General features: G+C 70.8%; 9 protein-coding genes and 1 pseudogene. 5 read left to right on the top strand and 5 right to left on the bottom strand.

Annotated features, from left to right (window positions below):
- Window positions 1-28 precede the first annotated feature (28 nt).
- Window positions 29-1,834: an AMP-binding protein gene (locus Mterra_RS12995; protein WP_119315583.1), complete on the top strand. Its 1,806-nt coding sequence runs from the start codon at window positions 29-31 to the stop codon at window positions 1,832-1,834.
- A gap of 18 nt (window positions 1,835-1,852) precedes the next feature.
- On the top strand, window positions 1,853-3,727 hold the full coding sequence (locus Mterra_RS13000; RefSeq protein ID WP_119315575.1) for an acetate--CoA ligase: 1,875 nt from the start codon (window positions 1,853-1,855) through the stop codon (window positions 3,725-3,727).
- Window positions 3,728-3,824: 97 nt separating this feature from the next.
- Here Mterra_RS13000 and Mterra_RS13005 read toward each other — a convergent pair whose 3' ends face one another.
- The 3 genes from Mterra_RS13005 to Mterra_RS13015 form a co-directional block, all read right to left on the bottom strand.
- Window positions 3,825-4,727, bottom strand: coding sequence for a hypothetical protein (locus tag Mterra_RS13005; protein ID WP_119315576.1), 903 nt, complete (start codon window positions 4,725-4,727; stop codon window positions 3,825-3,827).
- A 115-nt stretch (window positions 4,728-4,842) separates the two neighbouring features.
- Entirely contained in the window at window positions 4,843-7,407 is a 2,565-nt protein-coding gene (gene clpB, locus Mterra_RS13010) for an ATP-dependent chaperone ClpB (RefSeq protein WP_119315577.1), read from the bottom strand.
- Between the two features lie 451 nt (window positions 7,408-7,858).
- A complete protein-coding gene (locus tag Mterra_RS13015; RefSeq protein ID WP_119315578.1) occupies window positions 7,859-8,626 on the bottom strand; it encodes a hypothetical protein in 768 nt (255 codons plus the stop codon).
- A 338-nt stretch (window positions 8,627-8,964) separates the two neighbouring features.
- On the opposite strand from Mterra_RS13015, the gene Mterra_RS13020 reads away from it, so the two are divergent.
- Window positions 8,965-9,210, top strand: coding sequence for a hypothetical protein (locus Mterra_RS13020; protein WP_119315579.1), 246 nt, complete (start codon window positions 8,965-8,967; stop codon window positions 9,208-9,210).
- A gap of 88 nt (window positions 9,211-9,298) precedes the next feature.
- On the top strand, window positions 9,299-10,894 hold the full coding sequence (locus tag Mterra_RS13025; RefSeq protein WP_119315580.1) for an ABC-F family ATP-binding cassette domain-containing protein: 1,596 nt from the start codon (window positions 9,299-9,301) through the stop codon (window positions 10,892-10,894).
- On the opposite strand, the gene Mterra_RS13030 is transcribed toward Mterra_RS13025, so the two are convergent.
- Window positions 10,891-11,433: a hypothetical protein gene (locus Mterra_RS13030; RefSeq protein WP_119315581.1), complete on the bottom strand. Its 543-nt coding sequence runs from the start codon at window positions 11,431-11,433 to the stop codon at window positions 10,891-10,893. The two genes, Mterra_RS13025 and Mterra_RS13030, sit on opposite strands and share 4 nt — an antisense overlap.
- A 254-nt stretch (window positions 11,434-11,687) precedes the next feature.
- Window positions 11,688-12,407: a molybdenum cofactor guanylyltransferase gene (gene mobA, locus Mterra_RS13035; RefSeq protein WP_119315582.1), complete on the bottom strand. Its 720-nt coding sequence runs from the start codon at window positions 12,405-12,407 to the stop codon at window positions 11,688-11,690.
- A 96-nt stretch (window positions 12,408-12,503) separates the two neighbouring features.
- Between mobA and Mterra_RS13040 the strand changes: the two are divergent.
- Window positions 12,504-13,360: pseudogene (locus tag Mterra_RS13040) on the top strand (hypothetical protein); the annotation flags it as partial.

Below are 13,360 nucleotides of genomic sequence, written 5' to 3' on the forward strand. Positions count from 1 at the left end.
CCTCGAGGTAGTCCTGGAGGTTGGCGGCCTGCCGGAGGGGCCCAGGGGCCTCGAGCCCCCTTCCCGCCGCAACACCGACCGGCTCGAGGCCCCTGGGCCCCTCCGGCAGGCCGCCAACCTCCAGGACTACCTCGAGGAGTACCGCCGCTCGCTCGAGGACCCCGAGGGCTTCTGGGGCGACTGGGCCCGGCGCTTCCACTGGTTCCGCCCCTTCGAGCGCGTGCGGGACGAGGCCGGCTGGTTCTCAGGCGGCCAGACCAACGCCGCCTACAACGCCCTCGACCGCCACGCCCACAGCCCCCGGCGCAACCAACTCGCCCTCATCGCCCACGCCGGCGACGGCCAGGTGCACCGCCTGACCTACCGCGAGCTGCTCGACCGGGTGGCGGTGTACCTGCCCAGCGGCCTCGAGGCCGCCCTCACGCTGCTGGCCTGCGCCCGCATCGGCGCGATCCACGCCGCGATCCCCGCGGGGCTGGGCGGCCTCGCCCTGCGCGAGCGGCTGCTCGACACCCAGGCCCGGCTGCTGGTGGCCGCCGACCGCCTGTACCAGTCGGGGCGGGCCCTGCCCCTGGCGGCGCTGGTGGAGGCCGCCACCGAGGGCTTAGACCTCCCCGTGCTGTGGCACTCGCGGGGCGGGGAGCGGCGCCCGCTCGAGCTGTGGGAGCTGCTCGAGCGCCAGCGCCCCGACACCCCCGCCGAGCCGGTCGCGGCCGAGCACCCCCTCTTCATCCTCTACACCTCCGGCTCCACCGGCAAGCCCAAGGGGGTCGTGCACACCCACGGCGGCTTCATGGCGGGCACCACCTACCACCTGCGCGCCCTCTACGACCTCAAGGACGGCGAGACCTTCTGGACCACCGCCGACCTCTCCTGGATCGTGGGGCACGCCTACGGGCTCTACGCCCCGCTGCTCGAGGGGCTCACCACCGTGCTGCGCGAGGACAAGCTCGACTACCCCGACCCCGGCGCCTTCTACGAAACCCTCGAGCAGCACGCGGTCAACGTGCTCCTCACCAGCCCCACCTGGCTGCGCAGCTTCCGCCGCCACGGCCCCGAGTGGCCCGCCCGCGCCGACCTCTCGAGCCTGCGCCTGGTGGGCAGCGTGGGCGAGTACCTGGCCCCCGAGGTCTGGCACTGGGCCACCGAGCACCTGGCCTGGACCGTGGACAACTGGTGGCAGACCGAGACCGGCGCCCCCTGCCTGGCGACCCCGCTGTGCCAGCCCGCCAAGCCCGGCAAGGTCGGCTTCCCGCTGCCCGGCGTGCGGGCGCTGATCCTCGACGCCGAGGGCCGCGTCCTGCCGCCCGGCCACAAGGGCCGCCTGGCCCTGCAGCCCGGCTTCCCCTCCTTCATGCACACCCTCTGGAACAACCCCGCCGGCTACGCCAGGGCCGTGCAGGACGGGCTCTACCTCACCGGCGACATCGCGGTGGCCGACGACGAGGGCTACGTCGCCCTGCTGGGGCGCGGCGACGACGTGATCAAGGCCGGGGAGCAGCGCATCGGCACCGCCGAGATCGAGGGGGCCATGGTCTCGCACCCGGCGGTGGTGGAGGCCGCCGCCATCGGCCTGCCCGACCCCGAGCGCGGCGAGATCATCAAGGTCTACGTCGTGCCCCGCACCCCCGACATGGACGGCGAGGTCCAGGCGGTGATGGCCCAGAAGCTCGTCACCCACCTGCGCCGCCGCCTGGGGCCGCTCGAGGTGCCCGTCGAGGTGGTCTTCACCCCCCAGCTCCCCCGCACCAAGAGCGGCAAGATCGTGCGGCGGGTGCTGCGCGCGCGAGAGACCGGCGCCGACCCGGGTGACCTCTCGACCCTGGAGAACTAGTGCCCACCGGAGGAAGCTATGGACCTGCAACCCCTGCTCAAGACCCACGGCCGCCACGCCGCCCCCCAATCCCTGCGCGAGGGGGCCAACCTGCGCGACTACGCCGAGGAGTACCGCCGCTCGCTCGAGGACCCCGAGGGCTTCTGGGGCGGCTGGGCCCGGCGCTTCCACTGGTTCGAGCCCTTCGTGCGGGTGCTGGAGTGGGAATTCCCCAACCACCGCTGGTTCGTGGGCGGCCGCACCAACCTCGCCTACAACGCCCTCGACCGCCACGCCCAGGGCCCCAAGCGCGACCAGGTCGCCCTGATCTGGCTGGGCGAGGACGGCGCGCGGCGGCAACTGACCTACGCGGAGTTGCTCGAGCGCGTCGCGCGCTTCGCCACCGCGCTGCGCTCGCTGGGGGTGGGGCAGGGCGACCGGGTGGTGATCTACATGCCCCTCACCCTCGAGGGCTGCATCGCCATGCTGGCCTGCGCCCGCATCGGCGCGATCCACTCGGTGGTGTACGCGGGGCTGGGGGTGGGCGCGCTGCGCGAGCGCGTCCTGGACGCCGGGGCCAAGCTGGTGATCGCGGGGGACGTGAGCTACCGGCGGGGCAAGGCCATAGACCTCAAGGGCATCGTGGTGCAGGCGCTGGAGGGCCTCGAGGTGCCCACGGTCTGGTTCTGCCGCGCCTCTGAGCGCCCCTTCGGCCAGGACTTCGGCGAGCTACTGTGGGGGCACCCGCCGGCGGCCGAGGCGGTGCCCCTGGACGCCGAGCACCCGCTGTACATCCTCTACACCTCCGGCTCCACGGGCAAGCCCAAGGGCGTCGTCCACGTCCACGGCGGCCTGATGGCGGGCATCAGCTACCACCTGCGCACCTTCTTCGACGCCAAGGACGCCGAGGCGTTCTGGGCCACCAGCGACATCGGCTGGATCGTGGGGCACAACTACATCGTCTACGCGCCGCTCCTGGAGGGCCTCACCAGCGTGCTGCGCGAGGGGGCCCCCGACTTCCCCGACCCCGGCGCGGTGTGGAAGGTCGTGGAGCAGGAGCGGGTGGGCGTGATGTTCACCGCCCCGACCGCGGTGCGGATGTTCATGAAGTACGGCCCGCAGTGGCCGCGGCAGCACGACCTCTCCTCGCTGCGCCTGATCGGGGTGGCGGGCGAGCCGCTCAACCCCGAGGCCTGGCTGTGGGCCTACGAGCACCTGGCCGAGGGCGGGCGGCGCGGCTTCGTGGCCGACAACTGGTGGCAGACCGAGCTCGGCGGCCCCACCCTGGGCACCCCGCTGTCGCTCGAGGCCAAGCCCGGCGCGGTGGGGGTGGCCCTGCCGGGCGTGGAGGCGGTGGTGGTCAACGTGGAGGGCCAGGAGGTGCCCCCCGGCACCGGCGGGCTGCTCGCGCTCAAGCGGCCCTTCCCCCACATGATGCGCACCGTATGGGGCAACCACGCCCGCTACGAGCAGTACTGGCTCGAGCTCCCCGGCGGGCTCTACGCCGCCGGGGACGTCGCCAGCCGCGACGGTGAGGGCTACTTCACGGTGCTGGGCCGCAGCGACGACGTGCTCAACGTGGCCGGGCACCGCATCGGCACCGCCGACGTGGAGAGCGCCCTGGTCTCCCACCCCGCCGTGGCCGAGGCCGCCGTGATCGGGGTGCCCGACCCCATCAAGGGCGAGAGCATCAAGGCCTTCGTGGTGCTGCGGGCCGGGCAGGAGAGGCGGGAGGGCCTCGAGGCCGACCTCACCCAGCACGTGCGCCACCAGCTCGGCCCCATCGCCACCCCCGCCGCGGTGGCGGTGCTGGACAAGCTGCCCAAGACCCGCTCGGGCAAGATCATGCGCCGCCTGCTCAAGGCCCAGGAGCTCGGGCGCGACCCCGGCGACCTCAGCACCCTCGAGGAGTAGGGCTCCCCCGAACACCCCGCGCGGTCGCCCCGGCCGCGCGGGGTAAACAACCGCCAGCCCCGGCGGTTGTTCGGGCGGTTGTTCGTGGGAAACGCGCTCAGGGCAGGCCCAGCCGCTGGATCTGGCCCTCGACCCAGGCCAGCGCCTGGCTGCCGGGCTCGTCCACCTGGTTATGGCCCTCGCTCGAGCTCACGTAGGTGTAGATGCCGGTGGTGCTGCCGTTGGTGCGGCGGTTGGCGGTGTAGTCGTAGGCGAAGTTGGTCTCGCCCTGGGGCTCGACGTCGCCGCCCTGCTGGCCTTCGCGGCGCAGGAAGACCCGCTTGCTCTGCACCTCGAGGTTGTAGGTGGTGTTGGCGAAGGCCACGTCCTTGGCGTTGTAGTAGCTCGTGCCGTACCAGCGCTTGACGGGGATGGCGTCGCAGCTGTCGGAGATGTCCACGCCCCAGGGGTTGCCGTTTTGGGCGTAGTAGTCGCGGAAGTAGGGCGCGTTGTCGTCCTCCCACAAGTAGCAGATGCCGTCGAGGTCGATGACGTAGGCGAAGCGCACGGCGCCGTAGATCCGGGTGAGGTTGTGCGTCCAGTTGGTGCCGTGGGAATGGCCCACCAGGGCGATGCGGGTGGGGTTGGAGAAGCCGTTGACCCAGCTCTGCACCACCGCCTTGAACTGCGCCTCGAGCTCGAGGAAGCCCGGCTCGGTCTTGCGGGAGATGCTGGAGTAGTGGCTGCGCAGGTGCGCCGAGTAGCTGTAGACACGGGTGCTATAGCCCAGGGCCTGGAAGGCCTGGGCCACGGCCTGCCCGGTGCCCTGGGGGCCGAGGTAGTCCCAGTTCTGCTCGGGCGCGCTGCACGTGCCCACCCCGCACCGCCCCGAGACCACGAAGATCGCCACGTCCGGGCTCCCCGCGGGCCGCAGGGCCTGGGCCCCGACCTCCGAAGGTTGGGGAGCATTGGAACACGCCGCCAGCAACACGCCGAAAAAGCCGATCCACAGCCGTCTCATACAACCTCCACAGCCAGGTTTTTTTGACCAGGTACACCATACTGCATCCGGGCGAGGCTTAGCAAGACCACGGGAAAGACCCCGCCGCGGGGGCGGGGTCCGGGTGGGTCCGGGCTCAGGCCTGGACGGCCTTCTTGGGCTCGAAGGTCAGGCCCAGCGGGCCGGCGCCGACCCACAAGTTCGCCCCGTCGCCGACCTCGCCGGAGAGGATCTTGCGCGAGAGCGGGGTCTCGAGCTCGCGCTGGATCACCCGCTTGAGCGGGCGGGCGCCGAACACCGGGTCGTAGCCGCGCTCGGCCAGGAAAGCCATGGCCTCGGGGGAGAGCTCGAGGCCGATGCGCTTCTCGGCCAGGCGGGCGCGCAGGTTCCTGAGCTGGATCTCCACGATCTGGGCGATCTGCTCGCGCGAGAGCGGGCGGAAGACCACGATCTCGTCGAGGCGGTTGAGGAACTCGGGGCGGAAGTTCTGCTGCAACACGCCCATCACCCGCTCGCGGATGCCCTCGTAGCTCAGGCCCGACTGGATGCCCTCGAGGATCAGCGGCGAGCCGAGGTTGGAGGTGAGGATGATGGCGGTGTTGCGGAAGTCCACGGTGCGGCCCTGGCCGTCGGTGAGGCGCCCGTCGTCGAGGATCTGCAGGAGGATGTTGAACACGTCGGGGTGGGCCTTCTCCACCTCGTCGAAGAGGATGACGGCGTAGGGGCGGCGGCGGATGGCCTCGGTGAGCTGCCCGCCCTCCTCGTAGCCCACGTAGCCGGGAGGGGCACCCACCAGCCTCGAGACCGAGTGCTTCTCCATGTACTCGGTCATGTCGATGCGCACCATGGCCTCCTCGGAGTCGAAGAGGGTGGCGGCCAGGGTCTTGGCGAGCTCGGTCTTGCCCACGCCGGTGGGCCCCAGGAACAGAAAAGAGCCGATGGGGCGCTTGGGGTCGCTGAGCCCGGCGCGCGCGCGGCGGATGGCGTCGGCCACGGCGGTGATGGCCTCGTCCTGGCCCACCACCCGCTGGCGCAGCTCGTCCTCCAGGCGCAACAGCTTCTCGCGCTCGCCCTCGAGCAGCTTGGAGACCGGGATGCCGGTCCAGCGGGCCACGATCTCGGCGATGTCCTCCTCCGAGACCTCGGGGCGGGCGAACTTGGCGCTTTGCATCTGCTGCGAGAGCTGCTGCACCTCGGCCTCCAGCCGCGGCAGCTCGCCGTAGCGCAGCTCGGCGGCCTTGTTGAGGTCGTAGGCCCGCTCGGCCTGCTCGATCTGCGTGCGCACCTCGTCGAGCTTCTGCTGGGCCGCGCGGAGCTTGTTCATCACCTCGCGCTCGGCCTCCCACTCGGCGCGCTGTTTGCCGATCTCCTCGGTGAGCTCGGCGATCTCGCGCTCGATGTCGCCCAGGCGCAGGCGCGACTCGGGGTCGGTCTCCTTCCTCAGCGCCTCGCGCTCGATCTCGAGCTGCAGCTTCTTGCGGTCGAGCGAGTCGAGGGCCTCGGGGCTCGACTCCAGCGCCATGCGCAGCCGGGCGGCGGCCTCGTCCACGAGGTCGATGGCCTTGTCGGGCAGGCGGCGGTCGGTGATGTAGCGGTGCGAGAGCTGCGCGGCGGCGATGAGCGCGGAGTCGGTGATGCGCACGCCGTGGTGCACCTCGTACTTCTCCTTGATGCCGCGCAGGATGCTCACGGTCTCCTCGAGGCTGGGCTCGTCCACGAACACCGGCTGGAAGCGGCGCTCGAGGGCGGCGTCCTTCTCGATCTCGCGGTACTCGTCGAGGGTGGTCGCGCCGATCATGTGCAGCTCGCCCCGCGCCAGCGCCGGCTTGAGCATGTTGCCCGCGTCCACCGCGCCCTCGGCCTTGCCCGCGCCCACGATGGTGTGCAACTCGTCGATGAACAGGATGATCTCCCCGGCGCTCTGGGTGGCCTCCTGGATCACCGCCTTGAGCCGCTCCTCGAACTCGCCGCGGTACTTGGCCCCCGCCAGCAGCGAGCCCATCTGCAAGCTGACGATGCGCTTGCCCTTGAGCCCCTCCGGCACGTCGCCCTTGACGATGCGCTGGGCCAGCCCCTCGGCGATGGCGGTCTTGCCCACCCCGGGGTCGCCGATGAGCACGGGGTTGTTCTTGGTGCGGCGCAGCAGGATCTGGATGGCGCGCCGGATCTCCTCGTCGCGCCCGATCACCGGGTCGAGCTTGCCCTCCTCGGCCTGCTTGGTGAGGTCGATGCCGTATTGTTCGAGGGCGTTGTAGGTCCCTTCGGCGTGTTCTGAGTTCACTTTCCTCCCTCCTCTGGCCTCGAGCATGGCCGCTTTGACTGAGGCGGCGTTGAGCCCCGCGAAGCCGGTCTCGGCCAGCGCCAACAGCAGCGTGTCCACCGCCACGTAGCTGTCCTTGAGCTCGGCCGCCAGGGCCTCGGCCCGCGTGAGGACGCCGTTGAGCTTCCCCGAGAGGTACTGCCCCGCCTCGGCCCCGCTGATGCGCGGCAGCTTGCCCAGCTCGGTCTGGGCGAGGCGGTAGGCCACGTCCGGGCTCATCCCGGCCTTGCCCACGAGCTTCGCCGGCAGCCCCGCCGAGTCGCGCAGCAGCACCGCCGCCAGGTGGGGCACGTCGATCTGCGAGTGGCTCATCTCCCGGGCCAGCACCTGGCTCTGGGCCACCGCCTGGCGCGCTTGTTCGGTCCATTTCTCCAAATTCATGCCGATCCCTCCACCGCAGTAGTTTTATCATGATACTTGAGCGTAATGCTGTCAAGTCTGATGAGCGGGACAATTCGAGGTGAGCTGGAATGAGTATAACCAGCTTCAGGTTAGAGCGGGTTATGAGCCGCAGACGCTCGAGCGCAACACCCTCGAGCGGGGCCGGTTCAGCCGCTCCCGTACCGCCGCACGACCGGGCGGGCTACGCCCCGCGGTCGCTCATCGGGCGCCGGAAACTCAACCCCTTGGCGCTCCCAGGAGGGCATCGAACACCCCGGCCGGGCGGGCGTGGCGACAGCGCGTTGCTCCGCCTCGAGGACGGCCCGCTCGAGCAGCTCGCGGTGGGGTTCGTCACGGTAGAGCTTGGTGAGGGCGCCGGCGTCTTCCCCGCCGTCGCCGGGGAGCAGGCAGGCGCGGTAGAGGCCGGGCAGGAAGTGCGAAGGGCACGGGCCTACCCCAGCGCGGCCAGCGCGCGGATCTCACGGGCAATGGCCGCGTTGACCTCGAAGTGCCGCTCGAGGAAAGCCAGCAGCGCCAGCGCCGACTCGGGCGTGCGGTCGTAGCCCTGGGCGAACTCCCTCAGCCGGGCGGAGAAGCGTGGGAAGCGCTGCTCGAGGCGGCGCTCGTTGTTGAAGGGGTCGCGGTGGGCAGGCTGCTCGGCCTCGAGCGCCGGGGCGAGCTCGAGCACCCGGTCGAGGGCGAAGCCCTGCACGAAGCGCATCGCGGAGAGCTTCTCGCCGCGCCGGTAGCGCTTGAGGCCGACGTAGAGGTTGGTCAGGGCCTCGCCCAGTTGCCACTCCACCCCCGGCCGGGCGCCGCCCGCGGCCCGGCGGGCCGGCGTCGCGACGGAGGCGTCCACCCCCGCCCGCCTCCAGACGGCCTGGCCCGCCGCGAAGGGGATCTGCTCGAGCTCCTGCGGCTCGAAGACCGCGAACTCGCAGAACACCCCGTCGGCGTAGAGCAGCTTGTAGCCGTCGGCGGTGTTCTGGAAGAGGAAAGCCACCGGCGCGACGTCGCTGAGCCAGGAGAGGTCGTCGAGGTAGCGGGCCTTGTGGCCCGGCTCGACGAGGGCGAAGAAGTCGAGGTCGGAGTGCTCGTCGAGGCGGTCGCGCTCGAGCCCCACCGAGCCCAGCCCGATGAGGGCGAGGGCGTGGCCGGAGGCTTCCAGCGAGCGCCCGATGGCCTCGAGGCGCTCGAGCAGGCGTTGGGGTGAGGTCATACCGCCTTTTATAGCGCAAAGGGGCGGGCCGGTGTTATACTGCTTCGTCGCTTCGGCGGCTCCTATGATCGACCTGGCCTGATCTCTCCCCCGACCCGAAACCTGCATCGGCAGCCTTCGGGCTGCCGTTTCGCTTGGGAGGTGAGCCGTGCGCTAGGTCGTTATTGTTGGAGCCCCGATCATTCGATTCCCCAAACAATTCCCCAAAGCCTCAAATCCCTTCCCCGAAAGTCATGGGGAAAGGAGGTTTCCAACTTCGAAAGCTCGAGCATTACGTTGCCGCCCTCCACGGGTTTAGCGCCTGTGAAGGCCGCTCGAGCCGGGTCACGGGAGTGCCCATGTCTAAACAACCCAACCCCTTCGAATTCCCGCAAACCGACGACCAAGGCCAGAACCACCCCGAGCCGCAAGGCCCCCTCGAGCCCCGCCCCGACGCGCGCAGCGAGCCGGGTCTGGGCAAAAGGCTCGAGGCCCACCCCCACAAGCACGGGCACAAGCGGGACCCCGGGCACGGCAAGGGGCCCAAGGCCCACGACCGCTCCGCCCACGCCAAGCTCAAGGAGCGGGTGCGGCGCAGGCCCTGAGCGGGGCGTATCGCGGGGGGCGGGCGCGGACCGCTGAAAGCCCCCGTCGCCCGCGGTACGCTACCCGCCCCAGAACAAGGAGTTCCGCGTGAGCGTATTGCTGCGGATGGAAAACCTGCACTTCGCCCACCCCGGCCAACGCGACTACCTGATCGCCGGGGCCCATTGGGAGCTGGCGCAGGGACAGAAAGTGGGCCTGCTCGGCCACAACGGCGCGGGCAAGAGCACGCTGCTGGGCCTCGTCCAGGGCCGCCTCGAGCCCGACTTCGGCACCCTCGAGCGCCGCTACGGCAGCGTGTTCGTGCTCGAGCAGGAGGACCGCGCCGAGGGCGAGCTGAGCGCCCGGGAGTACCTGCTGGCCGCGCAGCCGGAGCTGCTCGAGCAGTTCCAGCGCCTGCGGCGGATGGAGGCCGCCGGGCTGCCCGACCCGCTGGCCTACGCCGACCTGAGCCAGAGCTTCCTCGAGGCCGGGGGGTATGCCCGGCTCGAGGCCGTCGAGCGGGTGGCCGTGGACTTCGGCTTCGACCCCGGCGGCCTGGACCGGCCCGTGGGCGGCTTCTCCGGGGGGGAGCGCCGGCTGCTCAAGCTGGCCTCGGGCTTCGTGCAGCGCTACGACCTCTACCTCCTCGACGAGCCCACCAACTACCTCGACGACCGCGCCGGCGAGCGCTTAGTGCGGGCCCTGCGCCGGACGCCCGAGACACTGGTATTGGTCTCGCACGACCGCTGGTTTTTAGACCAGGTGGCGAGCCACGTCCTCGAGCTCGAGCGCGGCCAGTTGCGCCTCTACGGCGGCAACTTCTCGACCTTCGCCGCCACCAGGGCCGCCGAGCGGCTGGAGGCCGAGCGCAAGAAGGAGAAGCTCGAGCGCGAAATCGCCAGGCTGAGGGAGGTCGAGCGCACCTACAAGCAGTGGGGCCGCGACCGCGAGGCCGACAAGTACCGGCCCTACGAGGGCAAGAAGGACAAAGGCTACATCGGGGCCAAGGCCGCCAAGCTGCAGGGCCGGGCGGTACAGGCCAAGGAGCGCGTGGCCGAGCGCATCGCCGAGCTCGAGGAGGCCAAGCCCTGGGTCGAGAAGTTCTACGAGGTGCGCTTTCTCCCGGTCGAACCCCGCCAGGGCTGGTGCCTGGACGTGAAGGGCCTGGCTCACCGCTGGGGTGAGCGGGCGCTGTTCGAGGGGCTGGACCTGCGGCTGGAGTGGGGCGAGAAGGTGCACCTGGCCGGGGAAAACGGCAGCGGCAAGTCCACGCTCATCGGCCTGTTGCTGGGGCATCTGCCCGTGCAACAGGGAGAAATCCTGTGGGGCTCGAGGGTGCGGCTGGGCTACCTGCCGCAGCAGGGCAGCGGGCTCGACGCCGGGATCGAGGTGCACCGGCTCTTCCCCCGCGAGCAGCACCCCCAGGCCCGCACGCTGCTGGGCGCCTTCAAGGTCTCGGGCGAGGCCTTTTTCCGGCCCCTGGGCGCGCTGAGCGAGGGGCAGCAGCGCAAGGTGGCGCTGGTGCGGCTGATCCTCCAGCGCCCCAACTTCCTCGTCCTCGACGAACCGACCACCCACCTCGACTACCAGAGCGTGGAGGGGCTCGAGCGCATGCTGCAAGACTTCGGCGGCACCGTGCTCTTCACCAGCCACGACCGCTACCTGAGCGGGCGGGTGGCCGGGCGGGTGGTCCGGCTGGGCTAAGCACCCAGGTACTTGAAGTAGGCCTCGCGGCGGATGGCCCCGTGGATAGTGTTGCCGTCGGCCACGATGACCACCGGGTACTTGCGGAACATCACCGAGAGGTCGTTGGCGGCGACGTCGCTGCCCACCACGGGGGCTTCCTCCCAGGGCACGAGGGAGTCCTCGAGCCCGATGACCCCGATGGGCACCCCGCCCTCGCGGATGACGGCGAGCTGGGTCTCGAGCGAGTCGGTGCCCAGGCCGTCGAGCACGGGGATGGGCCTGGAGAGGGCCTTGGCCGAGGTGGGCACGAAGAGCCCCGCCGAGAGCAGGGTGGTGGTGGTGACCCGCACCGCCCGCTTGAACACCCAAAGCGAGATGGTGAAGATCAGCAAAAAGGAGATGCCCTCGAGCAGGCCGAAGAAGTTCAGGCCGTCCCAGCCGAAGGCGCCCCGTCGTCCGAGGGCGAGGTGGACCAGGCCCGAACCCAGGATCCCGGCGATGAGGGCGGCGAGATAGGCGATCAAACCAGCAAGGCGTAGCTCACGAACCGTTCGCATGTCGTCCCCCCTAGGATACCCTGCCCCTCCCCTGCTCTAGCTAGAGCCCCGAGAGCCGAAGGGTCTGCCGGACAGCTTGGGTTCCGGCTCGTCTACGCTCCGCTGTGCTCGAGCCGCTCTGCCGGACAGCTTGGGTTCCGGCTCGTCTACGCTCCGCTCCGCTCGAGCCATCCCGCCAGACCCCATAGGTACTGGCTCGTCTACGCTCCGCTTCGCTCGAGCCGCTCTACCGAACAGCTTGGGTTCCGGCTCGTCTACGCTCCGCTCCGCTCGAGCCACACCAGGTCCTCTTCCTTGTCGATGTCCACGCCGACGCCGGCGAAGGGCACGACCAAGGCGCGGGCGGGCACGCCCAGCATGCGCGAGACGCGGGCCTCGAGCTCGGGGATGGTGAGGCGGCCGAGCAGCAGCTTGACGAGCACGCCCCAGCCGATCATCTGGGCCAGGGCCAGCGGGTTCTTGCGCTGGGCCACCACCTTGCGGGCGAGCCCCAGGGCCGAGGTGAAGAGGGCCTTGTCCAGCAGGATGACGTTGCCCCCGGTGAAGCTCCCCTCCCTGAGCCGGGCGTAGGTGCGGCGCATGCCCGGGAACGAGCGCTCGATCTCCTCCTTGCGCACCACGCAGTAGACCAGCCCGGCCTTGGGGGCCTGCCCCAACACGTAGCGGATGGCTTCGGCGCTCAGGAAGGGCATGTCGCCGGTGGCGACGAGCACCTTGTCCGAGCGGGCGACCTCGAGCGCGGCCTCGAGGTTCTCCAGCATGCCGCCCCGGTCGGGCAGGCGCAGGCGGGGCGCGGGGCGAAGGGGTTGGTCGGGGCCTACCACGACCGCGGTGAGGCCCGAAGCGGCCAGGGGCTCGAGCACGTGCTCGACGAGCGGGCGGCCCCGAAAGGGCACGAAACACTTGCCGGGCACGGCGAAGCGCCGGGCCAGCGGGTCGTCGGGCCGACCTCCGGCCAGCACGATGGCTTCCACGGCAGCCACAATATCAGACCCTGAGCCCTTCACCACCCGCGGAGAGTGTGCACTTTGGGTGAGTGCGGGCTAAGCCTGGGCTTATACTTCGGAGCGATGAGTGTTGCCAGCGCTTACACCACTCTTCTGGAAACCCTGCAAGCGCTGGCCGGGCACCGGGAGGAAGAACTCTGGCCCTCCCTCCTGCGCTCGGCGGTGGAGGTGGTCCCGGGGGCGGAGGGCGGGGCCATCATCGTGCGGCGCAACCACCGCTACCGCGTGATCGCCCTGCACGGCTACCCCGCCGAGGTGCTTGGGCTGGAGTTCAGCGAGCCCAGCGTCATCGCCTGGTACGGCGACGAGGAGGCCTGGCGGCGCGGCGAGCCGCGCATCGCCGCCGGGGCCGACCTCGCCCTGCGCGTCGCGGCGGCGCTCGAGCAGCCCAACACCCGCGCGGCCAAGGACGCCCTGCGCCACGAGCGCATGCAGAGCATCCGGGCCAACCTCTACCTGCCGCTGCTCATCGGCAGCGAGGTGGCCGCCTACATCCACCTCGACAACCGCTCGCGCGAGGACGCCTTCACCGCCGAGTCGCTCGAGGCCACCCGGCTCTACGCCCTCCAGGCCACCGCCCTGCTCGCCGCGCAGAACCAGCGGGCGGCGCTCGAGGCCCGCCTGCGCGAGTTCGAGGTCATCGAGGGCCTGACCCAGACCCTCAACCGCGCCAGCCGCCAGGAGGAGATCGTGGGCCTGCTGGTGCGCGAGCTCGCGCACCTCCTGAACTCCCCGCACGTGCACGTGCTGCTGCGCTACCGCACGGGCGAGTGGCTCGAGAGCGCCGGGCGGCTGGGGCTGTTCGAGCGCTACGCCCACCTGCGCGTCCCCCGCGGGCTGGGCCTGAGCTGGGCCAGCCTCGAGCAAGGCCAGGTGCTGCGGGTGGACGACGCCCCCAGCGACCCGCGCAACTTCAACCC

The sequence above is a fragment of the Calidithermus terrae genome (assembly GCF_003574345.1).
GTDB classification, from domain to species: domain Bacteria; phylum Deinococcota; class Deinococci; order Deinococcales; family Thermaceae; genus Calidithermus; species Calidithermus chliarophilus.

Excerpts from the sequence above, each read along its gene's own strand:
- Mterra_RS13005 (WP_119315576.1), bottom strand. The coding sequence starts at position 4,727 with ATGAGACGGCTGTGGATCGGCTTTTTCGGCGTGTTGCTGGCGGCGTGT.
- Mterra_RS13000 (WP_119315575.1), top strand. The coding sequence starts at position 1,853 with ATGGACCTGCAACCCCTGCTCAAGACCCACGGCCGCCACGCCGCCCCC.
- Mterra_RS13020 (WP_119315579.1), top strand. The coding sequence starts at position 8,965 with ATGTCTAAACAACCCAACCCCTTCGAATTCCCGCAAACCGACGACCAA.
- Mterra_RS13030 (WP_119315581.1), bottom strand. The coding sequence starts at position 11,433 with ATGCGAACGGTTCGTGAGCTACGCCTTGCTGGTTTGATCGCCTATCTC.
- Mterra_RS13015 (WP_119315578.1), bottom strand. The coding sequence starts at position 8,626 with ATGACCTCACCCCAACGCCTGCTCGAGCGCCTCGAGGCCATCGGGCGC.
- clpB (WP_119315577.1), bottom strand. The coding sequence starts at position 7,407 with ATGAATTTGGAGAAATGGACCGAACAAGCGCGCCAGGCGGTGGCCCAG.